Origin of the sequence: Amycolatopsis plumensis (assembly GCF_042652605.1) — a bacterium.
Classification (GTDB): domain Bacteria; phylum Actinomycetota; class Actinomycetes; order Mycobacteriales; family Pseudonocardiaceae; genus Amycolatopsis; species Amycolatopsis plumensis.
Window position 1 is genome coordinate 3,059,878 of the sequence record NZ_JBHSJY010000001.1, and the last position, 21,784, is coordinate 3,081,661.

Sequence of the window (21,784 nt, forward strand, 5' to 3'; positions counted from 1 at the left end):
TCGTGGGCAGAACGCTGAGCCGGGTCGCCGGAGTCGTTTTCGCGGGTGCGCTCGCCACCTTCGCCGCCGCGCCCGCCGCGCTGGCGCAGACGGAAACCAGCACGTCAGCGACCGAAACGCCGACGTCCACTTCGGAGTCCCCGACCTCGAGCAGCCCGACGAGCACGACCACGCCTCCGGCCACTTCGGTCACCCCGGCCACCACGCCGTCGTCGAGCACGAAGAGTGATGTCAAGACCACCGAACGGCGGATCGTGCCCCGGACCGAGGCCGCGCCGGACAAGCCCGTCGAGGAAGCGCCGAAGGACGACTACCAGGACAACGTCGGGCACGGCTTCGTCGGGCTCGGCGGCGAGGGGGTCCTGGTCATCGCCTGCGCAGCCGGACGGCCGGGCGAAGTCGCGACCCAGTACCTGAGCGTCACCGGCGGTCCGGACCAGGACGAGGCCGACGGCCGCCTGTGGAACTACTCCGTGCGCGTCGTGGACGCCCCGGCGGGCACCACCACCGCGAAGTTCAGCTGGACCTGCGGCGGGGTCGAGGGCAACGGCACCGTGGAGTTCGAGCAGAAGCAGCAGCCGCCGACCTCGACCGTCACCGTGACGGCGACCGCGACGAGTACGGCGACGAGCACCACCACGGCGACGAGCACGGCCACGCCGTCGTCCGGTGCCCCGGCGTCGAGCACCACGCCGGGCTCCACGACGACCAGCGCCACGCCCGCCGGCAACGCCGCACCGAAGGCCCAGGTCAAGGTCGCCCCCAAGGGCGGCGTCGAGACCGGCTTCGGCGGCACCGCCCGGTGACCGCCCGGCGGGCGGGGGCGGCCCTCGCCCTCGTCCTGACGTTGGGTGCGTGCAGTACCCCGGAGCAGCCGAAAGCGGCGCCGGCGCCGGTTCCCTCCTCGGTGCCGGTGACCGTGCCGTTCAAGGGACTGCGCCCGACGTCGGTGAAGATCCCGAAGATCGGCGCGGAGTCGAGCCTATTGGCCGTCGCGGTGAAACCCGACGGGTCGATCTCCGTCCCGTCGGTGCACACGCCGATGCAGGCGGCCTGGTACAAGCTCTCGCCGGTACCCGGTGACGTCGGCCCGGCAATCGTGCTCGGGCACGTCGACGGCGACAAGAAGCCGGGCATCTTCTTCAAGCTCAAGGACTTGGCGCCCGGCGACGAGGTCGACGTCGACCGCAGCGACGGCAAGAAGCTCAAGTTCGTCGTCGACCGGGTCACCCAGGTCCCGAAGGAGACGTTCCCGCGCGACGCCGTCTACGGCAACAGCGACAAACCGGAACTGCGCCTGATCACCTGCGGTGGCGCGTTCGACCACGCCGAGCACAGCTATCAGGACAACATCGTCGTTTACGCGACCCTGGCCGGCTGATCCACCCCGAAAGCGCTGTCGGCGGCATTGTCCGATGTGGATTCCGCTGGGCCCGGACGTTACCGGTTTCCGCAGTGGTTTTCTTCACGTTCAAATCGGTTCCGGTCTATACCAGTACTGGGGCAGGATGTCCGGGTCGCCCGATCTTGTGCGTTCGGCACCGGGCGGCGCGCGTAGTGGGGGTCATTGCGCGTTTTCCTTCCCGGGGAGTCACTTTGAAGAAGACCCTGGGCCGTCTCGCGGGCGCTGTGCTCGCGGGGGCCCTGCTCACGCTGACCGTTTCGCCCGCCGCGTTCGCGCAGGAGGCACCGGCCGGCACGACCGAAGCCGCGCCCACCAGCGAGGCGCCGCCGTCGACCGGGCTGCCCACCAGCACTCCGGTCCCGACCTCGGAACAGCCCACCTCGCAGCAGCCGACCTCGGAGCCGCCGACGTCGCAGCCGCCGACGTCGACCGGCACCGGCACGCCCACTTCGGGCAAGCCGACCAAGCCCACGACGCCGACCACCGAGCCGACCACCGAGCCGACCGACCCGTTCCCGCACGGCGACGACTACGTCGACGACGTCGCGTACGCGTGGGAGTTCGACGGCGGCCTCGGCGTGCTGGTCATCGCCTGCGCGGTGGGCGAGCCGAAGAACGTCGTCTCCAACGACTTCTCCGTGGCCGCCGGCCCGTTCCAGGACGGTGCGGACGGCCGCTACTGGGGCTTCGACATCCAGCTGAACGAGGGCAAGCACCTGACCGACGACACCACGGTCTCCTGGTCCTGCGAGGGCAAGCCGGTGACCCGCCCGGTCGGCCACGGCGGCGGCTCGGCCACCGTCGGCGGCCAGGTCAAGGTGACCCCGAAGGCCGGCGGTGTCGAGACCGGCGGCGGCGCGACGGCCCGGTCCTGACCGCATGACCCAGCAGTTCCGCCACGGCGGCCGCGTCCTCGCGGCCGCCCTGGCGCTGTCCTTCGCCCTGGCCGCCTGCGGGACTCCCGGCCCGCAGCCGGCAGCCCCGTCGTCATCGGCGCCGTCCGTGCCGCCGGTGACCAAGCCGTTCGCCGGCCTGCGCCCGACGCAGCTGAACATCCCGAAGATCGGCGCGCAGTCGTCGCTGGTTTCGGTGCTGCCGAAGGCCGACGGCGGGATCTCGGTCCCGTCGGTGCACACGCCGATGCAGGCGGCCTGGTACAAGATGTCACCGGTGCCCGGCGAGACCGGTCCCGCGGTCGTGCTCGGGCACGTCGACGGCGACAAGAAGCCCGGAATCTTCTTCAAGCTGAAGGAGCTGGTGAAGGGCGACGAGGTGGACGTCGAACGCAGCGACGGCAAGAAGCTGAAGTTCGTCGTCGACCACGTGGACCAGGTGCCCAAGGAGACGTTCCCGCGTGACGCGGTGTACGGCAACAGCGACAAGCCACAGCTGCGGCTGATCACCTGCGGTGGCGCGTTCGACCACGCCGAGCACAGCTACAAGGACAACGTCGTCGTGTACGCGAACCTAGCCGACGCCTGAGCCGGGGTACGGGAACTCCGGCTTCAGCTCGGTGCCCGGGCACACCCAGCGGCGCATGCCCGCGTCGCAGACGGCGTAACCCCAGTTGATCAGGTTGTCCTGCACCTTCTCGGGCAACCTGGTCAGCCGGGTCTTCGTTTCGGCCAGCCGCCGGGTTTGCTCGACCGGCGCCGGCAGCGCGTCCGGCAGTTCGAAGTTCTCGATGTTGCTGTAGGTCGCCCAGTACGTCCCGGCGTACACCTTGTCCTCATAGGACTTGAGCAGCGAGCCGGTGCGCAGCTCGCGGACCTGGTTGTCCATCACGGTCAGCACGCGCAGCAGCTGCATCGGCCAGTTGTGCTTCGGCTTGCTCTCGTGCTTCATCTTCTTGCCCGCGTCGCTGACCAGGACGGTCGCCCGCTGGTTCTCGATCGGGTCGAGACCGAGGTTGTCGTACACGCCCGCGTCGCTGAGCACGATCTTGCGGCCGGGCTGGTGCGGATCGGGGATCACGACCGGGGAGAGCATCGGCGGGAACGCCGAGGACGCGGCGACCGCGGTGGCCAGCGGGATCTGCCCGTGCGGGCCCGGCTGCCGGAAGAACCACCACAGCGAGCCGTCCTGCAGGCTGGTCGCGGTGAACACGAAGTTCGGGCCGGCCGGGTCGAGGTCCGCGAGGCAGCAGTCGCCGAAGAGGTGCTTCGCGTAGCGGCGCGCGAGTTCCTCCCCGGCGCTGCGCCACGGCATCACCATCGCCTTGAGCGTGACCGGGACGTCGAGGTTCGTGCGGGCCAGCCGCCGGATCGGCTGCACGACTTCCTTGCCGAAGTTCTCCGCGACGCCGTCGGCGCCGAACCACAGCTTGTTCCACGCGTGCGCCAGCACGCCCGCGGCGATCGAACCGCCGGAGACGCTGGAGACGGTGGTCAGCTTCGGCAGCCAGCCGAGCTCGTTGAGCCGCCAGAGCGCGCCGGCGTGGAAGAGCATTGCGCGGTAGCCGCCGCCCGAGAGCGCGAGGCCGACGCCGTCCCGTTTCGCCGAGTCCACGTGGGCGAGTTTAGGACTGCAGCAAGGGCATGAGCAGAGTCCGTTGCCCGGCGGGGACGTATTCGGCGTAGTTGTCGTACAACGCCTGTTTGGCCAGGTGTGCCGCGGCCGTACCGTCTTCCGCGCGGATCGCGTCGAGCACCTCGGCGTGGTGGGCGAGCCAGGCGCGCATCAGCGACGTCCGGTTGCTGGCGTGCTCGAGCTTGTCCTCGATCAGCTCCAGCACGACCCCGCGCACGACTTCCTCGCTGATCACCAGCAGGGGATTACGGGAGATGCGGGCGATCACCTCGTGGAAGGCGACGTCGGCGCGGCTGAACTCGGCATATCCGCGCGAGACGCCTTCGCGCATCGACTCCAGGGCCGCGTCGAGGCCGGTCAGGTCGGCTTCGGTCCGGAGTTCGGCCGCGAGCAGGTGCGCCGAGCCGTCGAGGATCATCCGGAACTGCAGCAGTTCGGCGAGCCCGACGTGGTCGGCGCGGGCGAGCCGGTGCATCGAGCGGTGCAACGCGGCGGGCGAGGCGGCCAGCACCTCCGGCCCGCGCGGGTCCCCGGGCCGCGACCGGATCATCTCGGCGGCCTGCAGCACGCGAAGCGCTTCCCGGATCGTCGACCGGCCGACGCCGAACTGCGTCATCAGCTCGCGCTCGCTCGGCAGGCGTTCGCCCGGCTTGAGGTCGCCGCTGATCACGGCCTGCTCGATCTGCTCGACGACCCGCTCGTACGCGCGGACCGGAGCCACCGGTTCGAACCGCATCGCTTGACCTCGCCGTCCGCTCGGTGCAGGCTACTGGTCAGACCAGTGTACCGATGGGGAGGCTGGATGAAAGCCCGACTTCACGTGCTGGCAGCGGTGCTGCTGCTCGTGGTGTCCGGCTGCTCGGCCGGCTCGTCCGCCAGCGTTTCCGCTGGCCCGGACACGCTTTCCGTCGGCTTCACGGCGGAGCCGGCGAACTTCGACTTCACCCGCACCGACGGCGCCGCCATCCCGCAGGCCCTGCTCTACAACGTCTACGAAGGCCTGGTGAAGCTCGACGCCCAGGGCAAGGTCGTGCCGCTGCTCGCGAAGTCGTGGACCGTCAGCACGGACCGGAAGACCTACGACTTCCAGCTGCGGCAGGGCGTCAAGTTCAGCAACGGCGCCCCCTTCACCGCGGAGGACGTCAAGTTCTCCCTCATGCGCGTGAAGACCGACTGGACGATCTCGATCAAGGCGAACATGGACGTCATCGACCACGTCGACGCCGTCGCGCCGGACCACGCGCGGGTCGTGCTGTCGAAGCCGTCCAACGGCTGGCTGTTCAGCCTCACCAGCCGCCTCGGCGCGATGTTCAGCCCCACCGGTGTCGCCGATCTCGCGAACAAGCCGGTCGGCACCGGGCCGTACGCCGTGGCGGCGCGCAAGCGCGGCGACTCCGTGGTGCTGAAGGCGAATCCCGCGTACTGGGGCCGGAAACCGGCGTACGGCACGGTGGTTCTCAAGTACATCAAGGACCCGACCGCGCTGAACAACAGCTTGTTCAGCAACGGCATCGACGTCATCTCCGCGATCACCGCGCCCGACTCGATCCCGCAGTTCCAGGCCGACGACCGGTTCCAGGTCGTCCAGGGCACGACGAACTCCGAAGTCACCCTCGCCATGAACAACGCGCGGCCGCCGCTCGACGACGTCCGCGTGCGCCAGGCCCTGACGTACGCGATCGACCGGAAGGCGTTGCTGGACACGGCGTGGGCGGGCCGCGGCACGCTCATCGGCAGCATGGTCCCGCCGACCGACCCGTGGTACGAAGACCTGTCGAACGTCCACCCGTTCGATCCCGCGAAAGCGAAGGCACTCCTGACCGAGGCCGGGGCGGCGAACCTGAGCCTGCGGCTGCGGATCCCGAACCTGCCGTACGCGGTGTCGGCCGCGCAGGTCGTGCAGTCGCAGCTCGCCGACGTCGGCGTGCGGACCACGATCGAGCCGCTCGACTTCCCGGCGGTGTGGCTCAAGCAGGTCTTCACCGACCACGACTACGACCTGTCGATCATCCAGCACGTCGAAGCCCGGGACATCACGACGTTCGGGAAGCCGAAGTACTACTGGGGCTACGACAGCCAGCGCGTCCAGCAGCTGCTCGCCGAGGCCGACAGCGGGACGCCGGAGCAGCAGATCGCGGACATGAAGCAGGTGGCCCGGCAGCTGAACGCCGACGCGGCCGCGGACTGGCTGTTCCTGTTTCCCAACGTGATCGTCGCGAAGACGAAGGTCGGCGGGTTCGTCCGGAACCAGGTCAGCGAGTCCTTCGACCTCACCGGGCTGGCGCCGCGATGACCGCCAAGGTGCTGCGCCGGGTGGCGATCTTCGTGGCCAGCGTGCTGGCCGCGTCGATCATCGTGTTCCTCTTCATGGCCGTGCTCCCGGGTGACCCGGCGCAGGTCGCGCTCGGCGTCAACGCGACACCGGAGCTGCTCGCCAAGACCCGCGCGGAGTTCGGCATCGACCGACCGCTCCTCACGCAGTACCTCGACTGGATCGGCGGCGTGCTGCACGGCGACTTCGGCCGCTCCTACGTGACGCGGGACGCGATCGGCCCGCAGCTGCTCGACCGCCTCGGCGTGACGCTGTGGCTGGTCGGCGCGGGCATGCTGGTGGCACTGGTGATCGCCGTGCCGGCCGGGACGTTCGCGGCGGTCAAGCACCGGAAGGCGTCGGGGGCGAGCGTCTCGGGCCTGTCGCAGATCGGCGTCGCGATCCCCGCGTTCCTGGCCGGGATCATCCTGGTGCAGATCTTCGCCGTGCAGCTGCGCTGGCTGCCCTCGGGCGGGTGGACACCCCCGAACCAGGACTTCGGCGAGTTCTTCCGCGGGCTGGTCCTCCCGGCGTTGTCGCTCGGCCTGGTGCAGGGCGCGGTGCTCACGCGGTACGTGCGTTCGGCCGTGCTGGACACGCTCGGCCAGGACTACCTGCGCACCGCGCGGTCGAAGGGGCTGCGGCCGGGACAGGCGCTGGTGCGGCACGGCCTGCGCAACGCGTCGGTGCCCGTGGTGACCGTGCTCGGCCTGCAGCTGGCGACCCTGCTGATCGGCGCGGTCGTCGTCGAGCGCGTGTTCGTGCTGCCCGGCCTGGGTTCGATGCTGCTCGACGCCGTGTCCGCGCGTGACCTGCTGACCGTGCAGGGAATCGTCCTGGTGCTGGTGGTCGGCGTGCTGCTGGTCAACTTCGTCGTCGACGTCCTCTACACCGTGCTCGACCCGCGATTGCGAGGTTCGTGATGCGCAATCTGGTGCTGGGCGCGGTGCTCGTCGGCCTGGTCGTGCTGGCCGCGCTGCTGTCGTTCGCGTGGACGCCGTTCGACCCGGTGAAGGTCGACGCGACCCACCGGCTGCTCGGCTTCACCGGCTCTCACTGGTTCGGTACCGACAAGTTCGGCCGCGACCTGCTGAGCCAGCTCATGGTCGGCGCGCGCACGACGTTGTACGTCGGGGTCGTCGCGGTCGGGATCGCCGCGGTGATCGGCACGCCCCTGGGCATCCTGGCCGGGATGTCGCCGCGGTGGCTCGGCGAGTTCGTCATGCGGGTCAACGACCTCGTGCTGGCGTTCCCCGCGCTGCTGCTGGCCATCATGTTCGGCGCGGTGTTCGGGGCGGACACGCTGACCGCGATGGTCGCCATCGGCATCGCCACCATCCCGTCGTTCGCGCGGATCGCCCGGTCCGGGACGCTGCAGGTGATGAGCACCGAGTTCGTGCTGGCCGCCCGCGCGGGCGGCCGGTCGCGGCTGAACATCGCCTTGCGGCACGTGCTGCCGAACATCTCCGGCCTGCTGATCGTGCAGGCGTCGGTGTCGTTCGCGATCGCCGTGCTCGCCGAGGCGGCGCTGTCGTTCCTCGGGTTCGGCACGCGGCCGCCGACGCCGTCGTGGGGCCGGATGCTGCAGGAATCCCAGGAACTGCTGACCGTGCAGCCGCGGCTGGCGCTGGTGCCCGGCATCGCGATCGCCGTCGCCGTGCTCGGCTTCAACCTCCTCGGCGACGGCCTGCGCGACCGCCTCGACCCCCGATTGGCGGCCCGCGTATGACGCTCTCGGTGACCGGGCTCCGGGTCGGCGACCTGGTCCGGGACGTGTCGTTCGAGATCGGCGCCGGCGAGCGCGTCGGCTTGATCGGCGAGTCCGGGTCCGGGAAGTCGCTGACGGCGCTGGCGATCATGGGCCTGCTGCCGGAGGAGCTGCCCGCGTCCGGTTCGGTGCGCCTGCACGACCGCGAGCTGCTGGGAATGTCCGAAAAGGACCTTTCGCGGTTGCGCGGCGACGAGCTGGCCATGGTGTTCCAGGAGCCGATGACGGCGTTGAACCCGGCCATGCGCGTCGGCCGCCAGGTCACCGAGCCCGGCCGTCTCCACGGCCGCCGGCACCGCGCCGAGGACCTGCTGGCCGCGGTCGGCCTGCCGGGCACCGCCCGCGCGTACCCGCACCAGCTGTCCGGCGGGCAGCGGCAGCGGGTCGTGCTCGCGATGGCCCTGGCCAACGAGCCGTCGCTGCTGATCTGCGACGAGCCGACGACCGCCCTCGACGTCACCGTGCAGGCCCAGATCCTCACCCTCATCAAGAGGGCACTTTCACGGGAAAGTGCCCTCCTCTTCATCACGCACGACCTGGCGGTGGTGGCGTCGGTGTGTGAACGCGTGCTGGTGATGCTGGACGGCGAGATCGTCGAAGCCGGCTCGACGCGCGAAGTGCTGACGCAGCCGAAGCACGAGTACACGCGCAAGCTCCTGGCCGCTTCGGACCTGGAGGCTCGGCGATGAGCATCATCGAAGTCCGCGACCTCGAACGCCGGTACGCCCGCCGGGACGTGCACGCGCTGCGCGGGGTCAGCTTCGACGTCGAAGCGGGACAGCGGTTCGGGATCGTCGGCGAGTCCGGTTCCGGCAAGTCCACCCTGGTCCGGCTGCTGGCCGCCCTAGACAAGCCGACCGCGGGCACGGTCTCGTTCCAGGGCAAGCGCATCGACAACCTGCCGGAACGCCGCCTCGGCTTCCTGCGCTCGGAACTGCAGATCGTCTTCCAGGACCCGATGGGTTCGCTCGACCCCCGGATGCGGGTGCGGGACATCGTTTCCGAACCGCTGGGCCACCGGGACCCCGGCCGCGTCGCCGAGCTGCTCGCCGCGGTCGGCCTGCCGGAAGACGCCGCGCAGCGCTACCCGCACCAGTTCTCCGGCGGCCAGCGGCAGCGGATTTCGATCGCCCGCGCACTGGCTCCGAACCCGAGCGTGCTGATCGCCGACGAGCCGGTCAGCGCCCTCGACGTCTCCGTGCGCGGCCAGATCCTCGACCTGCTCGGCTCGCTGGTGGAGCAGTTCGCGCTGACGCTGATCTTCGTGTCCCACGACCTCGGCGTCGTCCGGCACGTCTGCGACCGGGTGGCGGTGATGCGCCGCGGCGAGATCGTCGAGCTGGGCGACGTGGCGCAGGTCTACGACGCGCCGCAGCACGAGTACACGCGGGAACTCCTCGAAGCCGCGCCGAACCTGCGCGCGGAACTCGCCCGGCTGCGCGGAGGTGACGATGCCTGACCATCCCGGAGGCCTGCCGATCGGCGCGGGCTGGGTGTCCACTGTGGATACCGAAGAAATCGTTTTCCCCTACGACCGGAGCGTGGTCGGCACCGCGCCGGTCGGGACGCCGTCACTGGCGCGTCGGGCTGTCGACGAGGCTGTCGCCGTCGCCCGCGAAGTGGCTTCGCTGCCTTCGCGGATTCGGCGTTCGCTGCTCAACGACGTCGCGGCGGCGCTGCGTGACCGGCGGGCGGAGTTCGAGCACGTGCTCGTCCTGGAAACGGGGAAGCCGCTGGTCGACTGCCGCGTCGAGGTCGCGCGCACGGTCGTCACCTGGGAAGCCGCCGCCGAAGAGGTCTCCCGGCTGCACGGCGAGACCGTCCCCCTCGATCTGCTGCCCTCGGGTGACGGCCTGGTCGGGTTTTGGAAGCGCAAGCCGATCGGCGTCGTCGTCGGCATCGCCGGCTTCAACTACCCGCTGCTGCTGGCCTCGCACAAGATCGCGCCCGCGATCGCCGCGGGGTGCCCGGTGATCGTCAAGCCCGCGCCGCAGACGCCGCTGGCCACGCTGTGGCTGGTCCACCTGGTCCGGTCGCTCGCCCCGCTGCCCGCCCTGGTCCAGCTGGTCACCGGGGACGCGGCCGTCGGCGCGGCACTGACGACCGACCGCCGGATCGGCGCGGTTTCGTTCACCGGCTCGGCCGCGGTCGGCCACCGCATCGCCCGTGACGCGGCGCCGACGAAAACCCTGCTGGAGCTGGGCTCGAACGCGGCGCTCGTGGTCGCGGAAGACGCCGATCTCGAAGCCGCCGTGGACGCCGTGCTGCGCGGCGGGTTCTACGCGTCCGGTCAGGCCTGCATCTCGGTGCAGCGGGTGCTGGTCGTCGCCCCGGTCGCCGGGGAGTTCACCGAACGGCTGCTCGCGCGCCTGGACGAAGTCGTCGTCGGCGATCCACGGGACGAGAAGACGCGGGTGTCGGCGCTGATCGACCCGGCATCCACCGAGCGCGTCGCCGCGTGGATCGAGAAGTCCGGCGGCCGCCGGGTCGGCGGCGGTGTCGACGGCACGGTGCTGCGGCCGACCGTCCTGCTCGACGTGCCGGACGGCGTCGAGGCGTGGGACGAGGAGATCTTCGGCCCGGTCGTCTGCGTGCGCACGGTGTCCGATGTGGACGAAGCCTTCGCCGCGGTGAACGCTTCCCGCTACGGGCTCCACGCCAGCGTGTACAGCAGGTCGCTGAAGACGGCGTTCCGCGCGCTGGACGAGCTGGAAGTGGGTGGCGTCGTGATCAACGAGGTGCCCGGCTTCCGCTCCGACACCATGCCCTACGGCGGCGTGAAGGACTCCGGCATCGGCCGCGAAGGGCCGCGGTTCGCCGTCGAGGAGCTGACCGTGACGAGGATGGCGGTGCTGCGCCCGTGAACTACTCGACGTTGTTCCGGCTGGACGGCCGCCGGGCCGTGGTCCTCGGCGCGGGCGGCATCGGCCGCGAAGCCGCGCGTGCCCTGGCCGCGCACGGCGCTTCGGTGGTGTGCGCGGACCGCGACCTCGACGCCGCGCGCGAAGCCGGGGTGGGGGAGCCGTACGAACTGGACCTGCTCGCACCGGGCGCCCTCGACCGGGCCGCGGCCGACCTCGGCCCGTTCGACGTCGTCGTGCTGACCGCCGCGACGAACGTCCGCAAACGGCTGCTCGACTACACCCGCGAGGAGTTCGACCGCGTCCTGGCGCTGAACCTGGGCGTGACGTTCGAGGTCGTCCGCGTCTTCGGCGCCGGCATGGTCGCGCGCGGGCGGGGCAGCATCATCGGCTTCTCGTCGATCCGCGGCACCACCGTCGAGCCCGGCCAGGGCCCGTATGCGGCGACGAAAGCCGGGCTCGTCCAGCTGTTCCGCACGGCCGCCGCGGAGTTCGGACCGGCCGGGGTCCGGGTCAACGCGATCGCGCCCGGTGTCGTCGAGACCCCGCTGACCGCGCAGATCAAAGCGAACCCCGAGTGGTACGACGCATACGCGGCGAAGGGCGCGTTGGGCCGCTGGGCGCGTCCGGACGAGCTCGCCGGAGCGGTCGTGTACCTCGCTTCGGACGCTTCGTCGTTCGTGACCGGCTCTGTGCTGGCGGTGGACGGTGGCTGGACCGCCGTCGACGGCCGCTTCGACCCGCCTGCCTCGTGAGGAGCGCTCATGACCGAGCTGCCTGATCTGACCGCCGTCGAGCTCGTCGCGCAGTACCGCGCGAAGACGCTCTCGCCGGTCGAGGTGACCGAAGCCGTTCTCGCGCGCATCGAAGCGCGAGAGCCCGAGCTGCACGCGTTGTACGCGTACGACCCGTCAGGCGCTCGCGACGACGCGAAGGCGTCCGAAGCTCGCTGGGCGGCCGGCGAACCGCTGGGGCCGATCGACGGCGTCCCGCTCACCCTCAAGGAGAACATCGCGACCCGCGGCACGCCGGTGCCGCTGGGCACGGCGGCGACCGCGCTGGTCCCGGCGGCCGAAGACGCCCCGGCCGCCGCGCGGGTCCGCGAGTCCGGCGGCGTGCTGCTGGCCAAGACGACCATGCCGGACTACGGGATGCTGACGTCCGGGCGGTCGAGCTTCCACCCCACGGCCCGCAACCCGTGGCAGCTGTCGGCCACGCCCGGCGGGTCCAGCGCGGGGGCCGGCGCCGCGGCCGCCGCGGGGTACGGCCCGCTGCACGTCGGCACGGACATCGGCGGCTCGATCCGGCTGCCCGCGGGCTGGTGCGGCCTGACCGGGCTGAAGCCGAGCTTCGGCCGGGTGCCGGTCGTCCCGCCGTTCCTCGGGCGGGTGGCCGGCCCGATGACCCGCACGGTCGCCGACACGGCGTTGCTGATGAGCGTGCTCTCCCGCCCGGACCCGCGTGACCACCTGTGCCTGCCGCCGTCGGAATTCGACTGGTCGTCGCTGGATCTCCCGCTGACCGGCCTGCGCGTCGGCCTGCAGCTCGAGGCCGGCCTCGGCCTCCCGGTGGACCCGGCCATCCGCGACGCCGTCACCGCGGCGGCCCGTGCCTTCGAAGCCGCGGGCGCGGTCGTCGAGCCGGTCGAGCCGTTCCTCATCCGAGGCATGCTCGACGGCCTCGACGTCTTCTGGCGCACCCGGGCCTGGTCGGACATGGCGGCGCTGTCGCCGGAGCGCCGGGCGAAGGTCCTCCCGTACATCGCGGACTGGGCGGCGGGCGGCGCGGACGCGTCCGGCGTCGACGTCTACCGCGGCTTCGCCCAGATCGACGTGATGAGCGTGGCGGCACTGAGCGCGACCTCGGCGTTCGACGTCGTCCTGTCCCCGACCTGCCCGGTCGCGGCGCCGCCGGCGGAGTGGGCGTCCCCGACGAACGACCCGGCCCGGCCGTTCGAGCACATCGCGTTCACCGTGCCGTACAACATGTCCGGCCAGCCCGCGGTCTCGCTGAACTGCGGCTACACCGACGACGGCCGTCCGATCGGCCTCCAGCTCGCCGGCCGCCGCTTCGACGACCTCGGCGTCCTCCGCGCCGCGGCGGCGTACGAGCGGCTTCGCCCGCCGCAGCGGCCCTGGCCGGTGGGGTAGGGAAGGAGTTCCGGACCTTCGGCGAAGTGGGGGTGTAGCTGTCGCCGACGGGAAGGAACCCCATGACAGAGGCAGCCCCATGACGGCGGCCCCGGTGCTCGGCACCGAGCAGTTCACCGCGGTGCACGACCGCTACTTCGCGGACATCCACCGGTACGTCGCCGGGCGCCTCAGCACCCAGGCCGCGGAGGACGTCGCCGCCGAGACGTTCCTCGTCGCCTTCGACCGCCGCAAGACGTTCGACCCCGCCCGCGGCGACCTGCGCGCCTGGCTGTTCGGCATCGCGACGAACCTGGTCTCCCGGCACCGCCGCAAGGAGGCCCGGCACTACCGCGCGCTCTCGCGGCTCGACCCGCGCGAAGCCGCCGAAGGCCACGAAAGCCGTGTGGTCGCTTCGGTGACGGTAGCGCGGCTCGGGAAGGCACTGTCCCGGCTGTCCGCCGGAGAGCGCGACGTCCTGCTGCTCGTCGCGCTCGGCGACCTCGGCTACGCCGAAGTGGCCGAAGCACTCGGCATCTCCCCGGGCACGGTCGGCTCCCGGCTGACACGGGCCCGCAAGAAGCTCACCCCCGCTCTCGCCCAGGAGGCGTCCGATGAATGACCTGCAGACCCTGCGAGCCGCGCTGGCGCCCCACGAAGTGCCGCAGGACGTCGTCGACCGGAGCCGGCACCGCCTGCAGAACCGGATGCTCGCGGGCCCGCGTCGCCGGGTCCGCCCGTACGCGCTCGGCGCCGGCCTCGCCGCCGCCGCGGCCGCGGCCGCCGTCGTGGTGGCGACCCTGCCCGGCTCGCCGGCGCCCGCTCCGCAGCCCCAGGCGGTCACGCCGGTCGACACCGGCAGGCAGATCCTGCTGGCGGCGGCCACGGTCGCCGAGCGCACCCAGGCCGGCGCGGGCCAGTACTGGCACACGACGACCAAGGTGGGCAACGAGTCCTGGGAGTACTGGACCACCACCGACGGGCACGAGTGGTACCGCACCGGACGGACCGGCGGCAAGGCCGTCCTGGCGAGCCGGCCCCGGCCGTTCCGGCTGACCGGCGCCGAGGTCACGCTCAGCCAGATCCTGGCGCTGCCCACCGACCCGAAGGCCCTGCGCGCCTGGCTCGCGGAAGGGCTGGCCCGGAACAAGTACCCCGCGAAGCAGCGGGACATGGCGGCGCTGGAGTCACTGGTCATGCTGGTGTCGACCGTGCCGTCGCCCCCGGCGGTCCGGGCCGCGGCGTTCCGCGCGATCGCCGACTACCCGGGTGTCCACGCGCTCGGCGCGGTACCGGGCGGCGAAGGCGTCGAGCTGCCAGGCGGCGGCCGCCTGGTCGTCGACCCGCAGACCGGCAAGGTGGACGGGGCGAAGGTGTTCCTGAACGCGAACGGCACCCCGGCCACGAACGCGGAGGGCGACACGTACGCGGTCAGTGCCGAGTGGACGGACGACCTGCCGAAGTGAGCGTCGCCGAGGCCGTCAGCCCTTGACGGCCTCGGCCAGCGCCAGCACCCGCCGGGCGTTGTCGACGTGCAGGTTCTCGATCATCCGGCCGTCCACGGTGACCACTCCGCGGCCTTCCTTCCGCGCGTCCTCGAAGGCCTCGATGATCCGCCGCGACCGGTCGATCTCCTCCTCCGACGGCGCGAAGATCCGGTTGCACGGCTCCACCTGCGCCGGGTGGATCAGCGTCTTCCCGTCGAAGCCGTACTGCCGCCCCTGCTCGCACTCCGCCTCGAACCCGTCGAGGTCCTTCACGTCGTTGTAGACGCCGTCGAGGATCACCTTGCCGGTCGCGCGCGCGGCCAGCAGGCACAGCGACAGCCCGCCGAGCAGCGGGCCGCGGCCCGGGACGAACTCCGCGTGCAGCTCCTTGGCCAGGTCGTTCGTGCCCATCACCAGCACGGTCAGCCGCTCGGACGCCGCCGCGATCTCCTCGGCGTGCAGCATCGCGACCGGGGTCTCGACCATCGCCCAGATCTTCGTGTGGTCCGGCGCCCCGCCGAGCTCCAGCGCGCGCTCGATGTTGTGCACCTCGGCCGCCGAGTTCACCTTCGGGACGACGACCGCGGCCGGCCCGGCCGACGCGGCCGCGCGCAGGTCGGCGTCGTGCCACTGGGTGTCCAGGCCGTTGACCCGGATCGTCACTTCCCGGGAACCGTAGTTACCGACCGCGGCGCACACGCGTTCGCGCGCGGCTTCCTTCGCGTCGGGGGAGACGGCGTCCTCGAGGTCGAGGATCAGCGCGTCCGCCGGGATGGTCTTGGCCTTCTCCAGCGCGCGTTCGTTCGCGCCGGGCATGTAGAGGACGGAACGCCTCGGCTTCAGCTCGGTCATCCGAGGGCCTCCTTGGTGGCCGCGTCGTAGGCGGCGGCGAGTTCGGGGTCGTCCGCCGCGAGGGCGTCGGCCAGTTCGGCGACCACGCGGCACTGCTTCACCGACGCGTCGTCCTGCATCTTCCCGTCGATCATCACCGCGCCGGTGCCGTCACCCATCTCGGCGATCACCCGGCGCGCCCAGGCCACATCGGACGGCGAAGGCGAGAACACCTTCTTCGCGATGTCGATCTGCACCGGGTGCAGGCTCCAGGCGCCGACGCAGCCGAGCAGGAAGGCGTTGCGGAACTGGTCCTCGCAGGCGACGACGTCGCGGATGTCCCCGAACGGCCCGTAGTACGGCAGGATCCCGTGCATCGCGCACGCGTCCACCATCCGCGCCACCGTGTAGTGCCAGAGGTCCTGCTGGTAGGTCGTCCGGCCCGCGGTCAGGTCGTCGCCGGTCGGGTCGGTGCGCACCAGATAGCCGGGGTGCCCGCCGCCGACGCGGGTCGTCTTCATGCGACGGCTCGCGGCCAGGTCGGCCGGGCCGAGCGAGATGCCCTGCATGCGCGGGCTCGCGCCGGCGATCTCCTCCACATTGGCCACGCCGCTCGCCGTCTCGAGGATGGCGTGCACCAGCAACGGCTTCGTCAGGCCCGCGCGGGCCTCGAGCTGGGCCAGCAGCCGGTCGACGTAGTGGATGTCCTGCGCGCCCTCGACCTTCGGCACCATGATGACGTCCAGCTTGTCGCCGATCTCGGTGACCAGCGTGATCAGGTCGTCGAGCACCCACGGCGAATCCAGGCTGTTGACGCGCGTCCACAGCTGCGTCTTCCCGAAGTCGTTCGCCTTGGCGATGGTGACCAGCCCGGCGCGCGCGGCCTCCTTGCGGTCGGCGCGGACGGCGTCCTCGAGGTTCCCGAGCAGGACGTCGACCTTCTTCGCGATGTCCGGCACCTTCGCCGCCATCTTCTCGTTGCCGGGGTCGAAGAAGTGGATCATCCGGGACGGCGTCACCGGGATCTCCCGCACGGGCGCGGGCGCGCCCAGGGCGAGCGGGGCGAAGAAGTCCTTCGGGGAGCGCATCGGTCCTCCACGGCGGCAGCTAAGTGACTGGTGGGTAACTTTAGTCCCGCCCGCGGGTGACCGCTGCGGTGCAAGTCACCGCCGTGTGGGTGACGGCGGAGAACCGCAGCTCAGCGGGCCGCGTCCACTGTGGATTTTGCCCTTGTTGCGCCGAACGGGCTAGCCGGAGCGGGTTTGGCCGATCCTGCCCCGGGTAATCGCCTGTTGCCGTTCCGTAATGCCACTCACCCCGCGATCACTCGGTTGGCCGCACCGTTCGACCGAAGTCCGATGACCGCCCACCGACCGGTCATCGACCGCTGGGCGCCGCCGATCGCAGCCACTCGCACTACCCGGCGACGTCGCGCCGCCGCGCTGTTAGACAAGTGAGGTGCCGGTTTCCCCCGGTCACGAAGCAGTGCAGGGCAGAAGGAGGCGGACTCGTGGCGACACCTCAGAACACCGAGCGCTCGACGGTCGCCGGTGGCGCGAAGCGCAGCCGGTCGATGCCGAGCCGCGTGGTGCCGCCGATCGAGCTCCCCGCGAGCGTCGACGAGCTCGCCCGCGCGGCCGCCGCCCAGCTGGGCTGGAACGGCGTCGTCCTCCCTGAGACCACGATCCTCGGCCGCAAGGTCTGCGTGGTCGCCAAGCTCCGCACCGACGTGCACGCCGAACGCATCGCGATGGGTGCCGGCCCGGTGGCCGACCGCGCCACCGTCGACACCTGGACCTGGCCGGAGCTGGCCGGAACCGCCCCCGCCCCGGCCGCCGAGATCGTCGGCGTCCTGGCCGTCGCGCGCCACTGGCGCACCGCGATGGCCTCCGCGGTTCCGTTCGCCCGCTACGGCGAGGCCGCGATGGTCCTCCCCTCCCCGGCGGTGCTGACCGAGGACTACGTCGGCAACTGCCTGCCGCGCGCCCGCGCGTACGGCCTCGCCGTCGTGACCGCCGACCCGAACGCGGTCGTCGATCTCGACCTCGAGGGCCGCACCGAGCGCGTCGTACTGGCCGAGGACCCGGTCTCGCGCCTGATCAACGAGCTGGTCTACGACCACCTGCTCCGCACCGCCGAGGTCCCCGCGTCGCTCGACTGACGCTTCTCTCCGATCGGTAATAGGGTCGGCTCATGCGAGTCGTCATTGCAGGTGGACACGGTCAGATCGCGTTGCGGCTCGAGCGGCTGCTCGCCGCGCGCGGTGACGAAGCGGTCGGGATCGTCCGCAATCCCGCCCACGTGGCGGACCTCGAAGCCGCCGGCGCCCAGGCCGTCGTGCTCGACCTGGAGAACTCCGATGTGGACGCCGTCGCCGAAGTCCTGAAGGGCGCCGACGCCGCGGTTTTCTCCGCCGGGGCGGGCCCGGGCAGCGGCACCGCCCGCAAGGACACTGTGGACCGGGGCGCCGCGGCGCTGTTCGCCGAAGCGGCCGAGCGCGCCGGCGTCCGGCGGCACATCCAGGTGGGTTCCATCGGTGCCGACAACCCGGAGAACCCGGACGTCACCGAGGAATTCCGGCACTACCTGCGCGCCAAGCGCGCGGCGGAGGACGACCTCAAGGCCCGCGACCTCGACTGGACGATCCTGCGGCCCGGCTCGCTCACCGACGACCCCGGCACCGGCCTGGTCCTGCTGGCCGAGCAGACCGGCCGCGGCCCGATCCCGCGTGACGACGTCGCCGCGGTGCTCGTCGGCCTGCTCGACACGCCCGCTTCGGCGCACCGCACCTTGACGCTGATCTCGGGCGAGGACGCCATCGGCGAGGCGATCGCGGCGCTGTGATCACCCAGGCATCCAGAGAAATCGCCGTCTTCAGCGGCAGCGCGCACCCCGAACTCGCCGAAGAGATCTGCCGGCACCTCGGCGTGCCACTGCGGCCGGTCGAAATCCAGCGGTTCGCCAACGACTGCCTCGAGGTGCAGCTGCAGTCGAACTGCCGCGAGCGGGACGTGTTCATCATCCAGCCGCTGGTGAAGCCGGTGCAGGAGCACCTCGTCGAGCTGCTGCTGATGCTCGACGCGGCCCGCGGTGCGTCGGCGTCGCGGATCACCGCGGTGATCCCGCACTACTCGTACGCGCGCTCGGACAAGAAGGACGCCCCGCGCATTTCGATCGGCGGCCGGCTGGTCGCCGACCTGCTGGTGACGGCCGGCGCGAGCCGCGTGCTCGCGATGACCCTGCACTCCCCGCAGGTGCACGGCTTCTTCAGCGTCCCGGTGGATCACCTGCACGCGCTGCAGGAGCTGGCCAAGCACTTCCGCCAGTACGACCTTTCGCGCGCCACCGTCGTCTCACCCGACCTGGGCAACGCGAAGGAGGCGTCGCACTTCGCGCGGCTCCTCGGCGTCCAGGTCGCGGCCGGGGCGAAGGAACGCTTCCCCGACGACCGCGTCCAGATCACCTCGGTGATCGGCGAGATCACCGGCCGGGACGTGATCGTGCTGGACGACGAGATCGCCAAGGGCAGCACAGTGCTCGAGCTGCTGGACAGGCTGGCCGAGCTGCGGCCGCGGTCGATCCGCGTCGCCTGCACGCACGGGCTGTTCGCGGCGAAGGCCATCGAGCGCATCGGCAGCCGGCCGGAGGTGCTGGAGATCGTCTGCACGAACACGGTCCCGGTGCCCGAGGAGGAGCGCACCGAGAAGCTGAAGATCCTGTCGATCGCGCCGGCGATGGCCGAGGCGATCCGCCGGATCCACAACGGCGAATCGGTGTCGGCGCTGTTCTAGGCCGGGCCGAGCACCCGGTCCAGGTAGGTGTTGCGGAACACCCCGCTCGGGTCGGTTTCCTTGCGCACGCGGAGGAAGTCGTCGAAGTGCGGGTAGCGCGTGCGGAGGACGCCGGCGTCGAGGTCGTGCATCTTGCCCCAGTGCGGGCGGCCGCCCACGGCGCCGGCGATCTTCTCGAACGCGCTGAAGTACTCGCGGTACGGCATGCCGATGAACTGGTGGATGGCGATGTAGGCGGAGTCGCGGCCCTGTGCGGTCGACAGCCAGATGTCGTCGGCCGCGGCGACCCGCACCTCGACCGGGAACATCACCGGGTGCTTCAGCGTCGGCACCACCGCGCGCAGCTCGGCGAGCACGTCGAGCACGGATTCACGGGGAACCGCGTATTCCGTTTCGGTGAAGCGGACGTTGCGCGCGGTGACGAAGACCCGGTGGGAGACGTCGCTGTACTCGCGCGCGGAGAGGACGTTCGAGGCGAAGCTGCCGAGCGACGGCACCAGCCGCGGCATCAGGCGGCCGGTGCGGCAGAGTCCGCCGAAGGCGACGTTCTCCATGATCCGGTAGTCGACGAACTCGCGGACCTTGCTCAGCGGCTCCGCCGTCTCGCACCGGTTGTTGCGCTTGACCAGGGCGTTCTTGCCGTAGGGGAACCAGTAGAACTCGAAGTGCTCGTTCTCGTCGGCGAAGTCGTGGAAGCCCTCGAGGACCTGTTCCAGCGGCTCCGGCCGTTCCTGCGCCCGCAGGTAGAAGGACTTTTCACAGCGCAGGGTCACGGTCGTGATCACGCCGATGGCGCCGAGGCCGACGCGGGCGGCGGCGAAGAGGTCGGGCTTTTCCGTGGCCGAGCAGGTGACGACCGAGCCGTCCGCGAGGACGAGTTCGAGCGCGACGATCTGGGTGGCGAGGCCGCCGAGCTTCGCGCCGGTCCCGTGGGTGCCGGTGGAAATCGCGCCGGCGACGGTCTGCGCGTCGATGTCACCGAGGTTGGTCATCGCCAGCCCGAGCGCGTCGAGGGCGGCGTTGAGTTCCCGGAGCGTGGTGCCCGAGCGGACGGTGACGTGCCCGGAGGTCAGGTCCACCTGTTCGATGCCGGTCCAGTGCCGCAGGTCGAGCGCATCGGAGTCGGCGACGGCGATCGCGGTGAAGGAGTGCCCACTGCCCCACGGGCGCACGGTGCGGCCGGCCGCGGCGATGCGCTCGATCGTCGCCGCGATTTCAGCCGGGTTGCGCGGCTGATGGACGTGCTGCGGCGAAGCGGACGCCGTGCCCGCCCAGTTGGTCCACCGGGTCATGCGCGCGCACCCTTCTTCCGTGAGTGCCGAAACAGTAAGTGAATAGTATTCGCGTTTCAAGCCTTCGTGTCGTACTTTAGACCTCGTGACCAGTGCGACGGTGTACGACTTGGCGACCAAGGACCTCGATCCCCCCTTGGCCGTGGTCGACTTGGCGGCGTTCGACGCGAACGCCGCCGACCTCCGCCGCCGCGCGGGCGGCAAGCCGATCCGCGTCGTGAGCAAGTCGGTCCGCTGCCGCGCGCTGCTGGAGCGCGCGCTGACGATGCCCGGTTTCGAAGGCCTGATGTGCTACTCGCTGGCGGAAGCGGTCTGGCACGTCGAGCAGGGCACGACCGATGACATCGTCGTCGCCTACCCGACGGCGGACCACGAGGCCCTCCGCCGCCTGGCCACGTCCGACGAAGCCCGCGCGGCGATCGCGATCATGGTGGATTCGCCCGCGCACCTCGACCTGGTGGACGCCGCCCTCGGCCACGGCCACCCGGAGATCCGGGTGTGCCTGGAGCTGGACGCCTCCTGGCGTCCCCTGCCGGGCATCCACGTCGGCACCCGCCGTTCGCCGGTCTTCACCCCGAAGCAGGCCTCGACGTTCGCCCGCCAGATCGTCGACCGCCCCGGCTTCCGCCTGGTGGGCGTGATGGCGTACGAAGGCCAGATAGCGGGCCTCGGCGATGCGGCCGGCCCCGGCGTGAACCGGGCACTGGTGGGCTGGATGCAACGCCGATCGGCGGCCGAGCTGGCCCGCCGCCGCGGCGAAGCGGTCCGGGCGGTCCAGGCGGTGACCCCGCTGGAGTTCGTCAACGGAGGCGGAACGGGCAGCCTGGAGTCGACGGGCGCGGACGCGGTGGTGACGGAAATAGCGGCGGGCTCGGGCCTGATCGGCCCAACGCTGTTCGACGGCTACACCCGGTTCAAGCCCCGCCCGGCGGCGCTGTTCGCCCTCCCGGTGGTCCGCCGCCCGACCCGCAACATCGCCACCCTCTTCTCGGGCGGCTACATCGCCTCGGGCCCGACGGGCCCATCCCGCCAGCCGAAGCCGTACTTGCCGAGGGGGCTGAAGTTCCTCGGTTTTGAAGGAGCGGGCGAAGTCCAGACCCCGGTGACGGGCCGCGCGGCCCGGACATTGAAGTTGGGCGACCGGGTGTGGTTGCGCCACGCCAAGGCGGGCGAGCTGGCGGAGCGGTTCACCCACTACCACCTGGTCTTGGGGGACCGGGTGGAGCGAACAGTCCCGACGTACCGGGGCGAGCACCAGAACTTCGGCTGAGGCCCGGTCCCAGGCTCCTTGCAGGCCAGGGTCCGATCTCGTCGCTAGAACGTGCGCGGCCAGTCATCCGGACGTCATGAATGACTCATTCCTGGCATCCGACGCAATGA

The 21,784-nt window shown here is 71.2% G+C and carries 23 protein-coding genes; 18 read left to right on the forward strand and 5 right to left on the reverse strand.

The window, feature by feature from the left end:
• The first annotated feature begins 2 nt into the window (after positions 1-2).
• The 4 genes from ACFPLC_RS14600 to ACFPLC_RS14615 all read left to right on the forward strand — a co-directional run bounded on the left by ACFPLC_RS14600 (position 3) and on the right by ACFPLC_RS14615 (position 2,887).
• Positions 3-806, forward strand: a complete 804-nt coding sequence (locus ACFPLC_RS14600; protein WP_378205018.1) for a hypothetical protein — start codon at positions 3-5, stop codon at positions 804-806.
• Positions 803-1,381, forward strand: a complete 579-nt coding sequence (locus ACFPLC_RS14605) for a class F sortase (protein WP_378205021.1) — start codon at positions 803-805, stop codon at positions 1,379-1,381. The genes ACFPLC_RS14600 and ACFPLC_RS14605 overlap by 4 nt, the downstream gene beginning before the upstream one ends.
• A gap of 215 nt (positions 1,382-1,596) precedes the next feature.
• Entirely contained in the window at positions 1,597-2,280 is a 684-nt protein-coding gene (locus tag ACFPLC_RS14610; protein WP_378205023.1) for a hypothetical protein, read from the forward strand.
• Positions 2,281-2,284: 4 nt separating this feature from the next.
• Positions 2,285-2,887 (forward strand): class F sortase, encoded by a 603-nt coding sequence (locus tag ACFPLC_RS14615; RefSeq protein WP_378205026.1) that lies wholly within the window; start codon positions 2,285-2,287, stop codon positions 2,885-2,887.
• Here ACFPLC_RS14615 and ACFPLC_RS14620 read toward each other — a convergent pair.
• Entirely contained in the window at positions 2,873-3,913 is a 1,041-nt protein-coding gene (locus tag ACFPLC_RS14620; protein WP_378205029.1) for a patatin-like phospholipase family protein, read from the reverse strand. The two genes, ACFPLC_RS14615 and ACFPLC_RS14620, sit on opposite strands and share 15 nt — an antisense overlap.
• A gap of 10 nt (positions 3,914-3,923) precedes the next feature.
• Positions 3,924-4,670 carry a FadR/GntR family transcriptional regulator gene (locus ACFPLC_RS14625; protein WP_378205032.1) on the reverse strand — a complete coding sequence of 249 codons (747 nt, stop codon included), beginning with the start codon at positions 4,668-4,670 and terminating at the stop codon, positions 3,924-3,926.
• Between the two features lie 66 nt (positions 4,671-4,736).
• Here ACFPLC_RS14625 and ACFPLC_RS14630 point away from each other — a divergent pair, with 66 nt between their 5' ends.
• The 10 genes from ACFPLC_RS14630 (at position 4,737) to ACFPLC_RS14675 (ending at position 14,469) form a co-directional block, all read left to right on the forward strand.
• Complete coding sequence (locus ACFPLC_RS14630) at positions 4,737-6,227, forward strand: ABC transporter substrate-binding protein (protein WP_378205035.1); 1,491 nt, start codon at positions 4,737-4,739, stop codon at positions 6,225-6,227.
• Positions 6,224-7,168: an ABC transporter permease gene (locus ACFPLC_RS14635; RefSeq protein WP_378205038.1), complete on the forward strand. Its 945-nt coding sequence runs from the start codon at positions 6,224-6,226 to the stop codon at positions 7,166-7,168. Before ACFPLC_RS14630 ends, ACFPLC_RS14635 begins: the two co-directional genes overlap by 4 nt.
• Positions 7,168-7,974, forward strand: coding sequence for an ABC transporter permease (locus ACFPLC_RS14640; protein WP_191308682.1), 807 nt, complete (start codon positions 7,168-7,170; stop codon positions 7,972-7,974). The genes ACFPLC_RS14635 and ACFPLC_RS14640 overlap by 1 nt, the downstream gene beginning before the upstream one ends.
• Positions 7,971-8,702 (forward strand): ABC transporter ATP-binding protein, encoded by a 732-nt coding sequence (locus ACFPLC_RS14645; RefSeq protein ID WP_378205041.1) that lies wholly within the window; start codon positions 7,971-7,973, stop codon positions 8,700-8,702. Before ACFPLC_RS14640 ends, ACFPLC_RS14645 begins: the two co-directional genes overlap by 4 nt.
• Positions 8,699-9,472, forward strand: a complete 774-nt coding sequence (locus ACFPLC_RS14650; RefSeq protein ID WP_378205044.1) for an ABC transporter ATP-binding protein — start codon at positions 8,699-8,701, stop codon at positions 9,470-9,472. Before ACFPLC_RS14645 ends, ACFPLC_RS14650 begins: the two co-directional genes overlap by 4 nt.
• Entirely contained in the window at positions 9,465-10,877 is a 1,413-nt protein-coding gene (locus ACFPLC_RS14655; RefSeq protein ID WP_378205047.1) for an aldehyde dehydrogenase family protein, read from the forward strand. Before ACFPLC_RS14650 ends, ACFPLC_RS14655 begins: the two co-directional genes overlap by 8 nt.
• A complete protein-coding gene (locus tag ACFPLC_RS14660) occupies positions 10,874-11,629 on the forward strand; it encodes an SDR family NAD(P)-dependent oxidoreductase (RefSeq protein ID WP_378205050.1) in 756 nt (251 codons plus the stop codon). Before ACFPLC_RS14655 ends, ACFPLC_RS14660 begins: the two co-directional genes overlap by 4 nt.
• A gap of 9 nt (positions 11,630-11,638) precedes the next feature.
• Positions 11,639-13,024 carry an amidase gene (locus ACFPLC_RS14665; protein ID WP_378205053.1) on the forward strand — a complete coding sequence of 462 codons (1,386 nt, stop codon included), beginning with the start codon at positions 11,639-11,641 and terminating at the stop codon, positions 13,022-13,024.
• A gap of 79 nt (positions 13,025-13,103) precedes the next feature.
• Complete coding sequence (locus ACFPLC_RS14670; protein WP_378205055.1) at positions 13,104-13,625, forward strand: RNA polymerase sigma factor; 522 nt, start codon at positions 13,104-13,106, stop codon at positions 13,623-13,625.
• Complete coding sequence (locus ACFPLC_RS14675) at positions 13,618-14,469, forward strand: CU044_5270 family protein (RefSeq protein WP_378205058.1); 852 nt, start codon at positions 13,618-13,620, stop codon at positions 14,467-14,469. Before ACFPLC_RS14670 ends, ACFPLC_RS14675 begins: the two co-directional genes overlap by 8 nt.
• Positions 14,470-14,484: 15 nt before the next feature.
• Here the strand turns inward: ACFPLC_RS14675 and ACFPLC_RS14680 are convergent, their stop codons facing one another.
• Together ACFPLC_RS14680 and ACFPLC_RS14685 are read right to left on the reverse strand one after the other, a co-directional pair.
• Entirely contained in the window at positions 14,485-15,342 is an 858-nt protein-coding gene (locus ACFPLC_RS14680; RefSeq protein ID WP_378205061.1) for an HpcH/HpaI aldolase/citrate lyase family protein, read from the reverse strand.
• The gene (locus ACFPLC_RS14685) at positions 15,339-16,409 is read right to left on the reverse strand and encodes an HpcH/HpaI aldolase/citrate lyase family protein (protein ID WP_378205064.1); all 1,071 of its coding nucleotides are present in this window, start codon (positions 16,407-16,409) and stop codon (positions 15,339-15,341) included. Before ACFPLC_RS14685 ends, ACFPLC_RS14680 begins: the two co-directional genes overlap by 4 nt.
• A gap of 485 nt (positions 16,410-16,894) precedes the next feature.
• Here ACFPLC_RS14685 and ACFPLC_RS14690 point away from each other — a divergent pair, with 485 nt between their 5' ends.
• Genes ACFPLC_RS14690 through ACFPLC_RS14700 form a run of 3 tightly spaced genes read left to right on the forward strand, consistent with a single transcriptional unit; the run spans position 16,895 to position 19,112 of the window.
• A complete protein-coding gene (locus tag ACFPLC_RS14690) occupies positions 16,895-17,482 on the forward strand; it encodes a hypothetical protein (protein WP_378205139.1) in 588 nt (195 codons plus the stop codon).
• A gap of 32 nt (positions 17,483-17,514) precedes the next feature.
• Positions 17,515-18,165 carry an SDR family oxidoreductase gene (locus tag ACFPLC_RS14695; protein ID WP_378205067.1) on the forward strand — a complete coding sequence of 217 codons (651 nt, stop codon included), beginning with the start codon at positions 17,515-17,517 and terminating at the stop codon, positions 18,163-18,165.
• The gene (locus ACFPLC_RS14700; RefSeq protein ID WP_378205070.1) at positions 18,162-19,112 is read left to right on the forward strand and encodes a ribose-phosphate diphosphokinase; all 951 of its coding nucleotides are present in this window, start codon (positions 18,162-18,164) and stop codon (positions 19,110-19,112) included. The genes ACFPLC_RS14695 and ACFPLC_RS14700 overlap by 4 nt, the downstream gene beginning before the upstream one ends.
• Here ACFPLC_RS14700 and ACFPLC_RS14705 read toward each other — a convergent pair.
• Positions 19,109-20,404, reverse strand: a complete 1,296-nt coding sequence (locus ACFPLC_RS14705; RefSeq protein WP_378205073.1) for a D-arabinono-1,4-lactone oxidase — start codon at positions 20,402-20,404, stop codon at positions 19,109-19,111. The genes ACFPLC_RS14700 and ACFPLC_RS14705 overlap by 4 nt on opposite strands.
• An 85-nt stretch (positions 20,405-20,489) precedes the next feature.
• Here ACFPLC_RS14705 and ACFPLC_RS14710 point away from each other — a divergent pair, with 85 nt between their 5' ends.
• Complete coding sequence (locus ACFPLC_RS14710) at positions 20,490-21,674, forward strand: amino acid deaminase/aldolase (protein WP_378205076.1); 1,185 nt, start codon at positions 20,490-20,492, stop codon at positions 21,672-21,674.
• Positions 21,675-21,784 lie beyond the last annotated feature (110 nt).